The sequence below is a fragment of the Dietzia sp. DQ11-38-2 genome, from assembly GCF_014145055.1.
Lineage (GTDB): Bacteria > Actinomycetota > Actinomycetes > Mycobacteriales > Mycobacteriaceae > Dietzia.
In genome coordinates, this window is record NZ_JAALDW010000203.1 from 1 (window position 1) to 3,238 (window position 3,238).

General features: G+C 69.1%; 2 protein-coding genes and 1 pseudogene. All 3 read right to left on the reverse strand.

The genetic code is table 11. The features are described from left to right. Positions 1-326: 326 nt before the first annotated feature. A pseudogene (locus tag G6026_RS07520) lies at positions 327-1,649 on the reverse strand (wax ester/triacylglycerol synthase family O-acyltransferase); the annotation flags it as partial. Positions 1,650-1,790: 141 nt separating this feature from the next. After that, the gene (locus G6026_RS07525; protein ID WP_107756110.1) at positions 1,791-2,000 is read right to left on the reverse strand and encodes a hypothetical protein; all 210 of its coding nucleotides are present in this window, start codon (positions 1,998-2,000) and stop codon (positions 1,791-1,793) included. A 9-nt stretch (positions 2,001-2,009) separates the two neighbouring features. Then, positions 2,010-3,238: M3 family metallopeptidase (locus tag G6026_RS07530; RefSeq protein WP_241727977.1), on the reverse strand; the 1,229-nt coding region annotated here is incomplete at its 5' end.

Here is a 3,238-nt window from a genome sequence, read left to right on the forward strand (position 1 = left end):
GCCTTCTTCGTCGGTGCCTTCTCCGGCTCCGCCGATGTGCTGGCTGCCGCCGTCGCTGCGGTCGGTTTCTTCGATGAGGGCTTCCGGGTCGTCGCCGTGGACGTCGGGTTCTTCCTCCCGGAGGCGCTCGAGCCGGAGGCGCTCGAGCCGGCCTGATCCTTGTCGGCCGGTGACTGACGCCCGGCCTTCTTCGACTGCTTGCGCACCTGCGCCAACTCGGCGGCCGACTTCCGCTCCGCGGTGGGGGTGCCGTTCGCCTCCCGCTCGTCGGCGGCGGCGACCAGTTCGGCCACGGCCGCATCCACCGCGCGGGCCATGGGCCACGGATCGGGAACGAGGTCCTTGCACGCGATGAACCCGAAGTGCAGTTCACCATCGAGCGACATCACCGTGCAGTTGAGACCGGCTCCGTGGAACACCGGCCCCATCGGCAGCATCTTGGTCACCCTGGCCCCGAGGAAGTAGAGCGGGATGTTGGGGCCGGGCACGTTGGAGATGATGAGGTTGTGCACCACCGGGTGCCGCTCCGAGAGCCTCAGTCGCGAGTACATCCGGACCGCGGACCCGAACACCGACGGAGCCGCGAACTGCGCCCAGTCGGTGAGGAGATTGGCGTCGAGCGCGTCGGTGTGGTCCTTGGCGACGGTGTTGGCGTCCCGGATGGACTCCAGCCGCTCGACCGGGTCGTCGATGTCCGTGGCCAGCGACATGAACATGCCTGACACCCGGTTGGTGCCGGGGCGCGACTCCGCGGCGTGCACCGACATCGGGACCATCGCGATGAGGGGCTTCGACGGCAACGTGTCCAGGTCGTCGAGGTAGGTCCGGAGCGCCGTGGAGCAGATCGCCAACACGACGTCGTTGACGGTGGTGTTGAAGACGTTCTTGATGCGCTTGATCTGGTCGAGGCCCACACTGGCGTACGAGATGGACCGGTGCCCGGTGATCGTGCGGTTGAACGGGGTGCGGGGCGCGGTGAACGGCGCCGGCATGGCCAGTCCCTTGCGCGCCCTGTTGATCCACGACGGCACGACCCCCAGCGTCCCCGGGAGCAACGAGGCCAGGCGCCACGGGGTGGCCAGCCGGGACAACGCCCCACCGACGGCCAGTTCGAGAGCCCCGGACCCGCCGGCGGTCTCCTCCACCAGTTCCTGGTCGAGAGTCGGGTCGTCCGGGGTGAGCGAACACAGCTGGGACATCATGTTGGCACCCGTGACGCCATCGACGGTCGAGTGATGCATCTTGGCGAAGACCGCGAACCGGTTGTCGGGAAGCCCCTCTATGACATACATCTGCCACAGGGGCATCGAGCGGTCTATCGGCTGGCTGGCCAGGTGCCCACACAGTTCGGCGAGCACCTCGTCCCCACCCGGCTCCGGCAGACCCACCCGGTGGAGGTGATGGTCGATGTTGAAGTCCTCGGCCTCGACCCAGACCGGGTGATCGATGTTGAGCAACGAGTCGTGCAGCTTGCGGCGAAAGCCGGGCATGGCCGTGACCCGGCGGGCGAGCTCGGCCCGCAGCGCGTCGAACGAGTAGCCACCGTTCATCTCTGATCCGTCGAGGACGATCAACCCGCACACGTGCAGGAGTTGGGCCCTGGTCTCGAAGTAGAGAAAGCTGGCGTCAAGTCCACTCAGGCGCTGCATGCACGAAGTGTACGTCCGCAGTCAGTCTCACAGCGCCCGTTCGACCGACGGCCTGTCCTCAGTAAACGTCGAGGATGAGCCACGCCATCACGACGAGCGCGATCAGCAGGATCAGGGCAAGAGTCACACGCGACCGGGGCATCAGATGACCTCCTTCCCGGTCTCGGCGTCGCCGGAGGCGACGAGCCCCCGGAACCGGTGCACGAGCACATCCGCCACCCGTTCGACGACCACCGCGGCCAGGTAGAACAGCGGGACGCCCACCGCGAGCATGATGAAGACCTGAAGTGGGAAGGGCAGCGTGGCGAGCCAGAGTTCGACCGTGTCCCAGAACTCGAGGAAAGCCGTCACGACGCGATCCTACGGCCGACCGACGGCGGCGGCCTCGCGGCCACCCACCACCGACGAGTCCAGGCCGCGGCGACGCAGGAGCGCCGAGGGGCTCGGGTCCGCTCCGCGCATCGCCCGATAGGCGTCGAGGAAGTCGATCGCCCCGCCCCGGGACAGCACCTCGCGGCGCATCGCCTCGCCCGTCGCCCTCTGCAGTCCCCCGCGGTCGGAGAACCACTCGGCGGCGTCCGCGTCGAGGACCTCCGCCCAGAAGTACGAGTAGTAGGCGGCCGAGTACCCGCCGGCGAAGATGTGTTGGAAGTACCGCGACCGGTACCGGGGTTTTACGCCGGGGACGTCCAGGCCCGCGTCGGCCAGCACCCGCGCCTCGAACTCGTCCACGTCCGTGACCGCCTCGGCCTCGGCGGGGGTGAGCGAATGCCAGGCCAGGTCGAGCAGGGCGGCGGCGAGGTACTCGACGGTGGCCTGGCCTTCCCCGAAGCGCTCGGCCTCCCGCATCCGGTCGACCAGATCCGGGTCGATCGGCTCCCCCGTCTCCACGTGGCGCGCGTACCGTGCGAGCAGCTCCGGGCGGCGGGCCCACATCTCGTTGACCTGGGAGGGGAACTCGACGAAGTCGCGCGGCACCGAGGTCCCGGAGAACACGGGGTACTCCACGTCCGACAGCAGGCCGTGCAGCGCGTGGCCGAACTCGTGGAACATGGTGGTGACCTCGTCCATCGTGAGCAGCGTCGGCTCGCCCGCCGCGGGGCGGGCCAGATTCATGACGTTGACGACGACGGGCCGCGAGTCCAGGAGCCGGGACTGATCGCGGAAGGAGCTCATCCAGGCACCGCCCCGCTTGGTCGGACGCGCGTAGTAGTCGAGCAGCAAGAGCCCCACTCCGGCGTCGGGCTCGGTGCGCTCGTCGTCGAACACCTCGATCACCCGGACGTCCGGAAGGTACCCGCGAAGGTCCGTCCGCTCGGCGAAGCGCAGGCCGTAGAGCTCGGACGCCGAGTGCATGACCGCGTCGCGGAGCACCCTCTCGAGCTCGAAGTAGGGCCGGACGCGGGCGTCGTCCACCTGGAATCGCTCGGCGCGCAGTCGCTCGGACTCCCAGGCCCAGTCGGCCGGGTGCAGCTCGCGGTCCTCGCCCCCGAGCAGGTCCTTGGCCTCGTTGCGGGCGTTGGTGACGGCGGCGTCGACCACGTCGAGCAGCAGGCCCCGTGCCGCGTCCGGCGAGCCGGCGGTCTCCA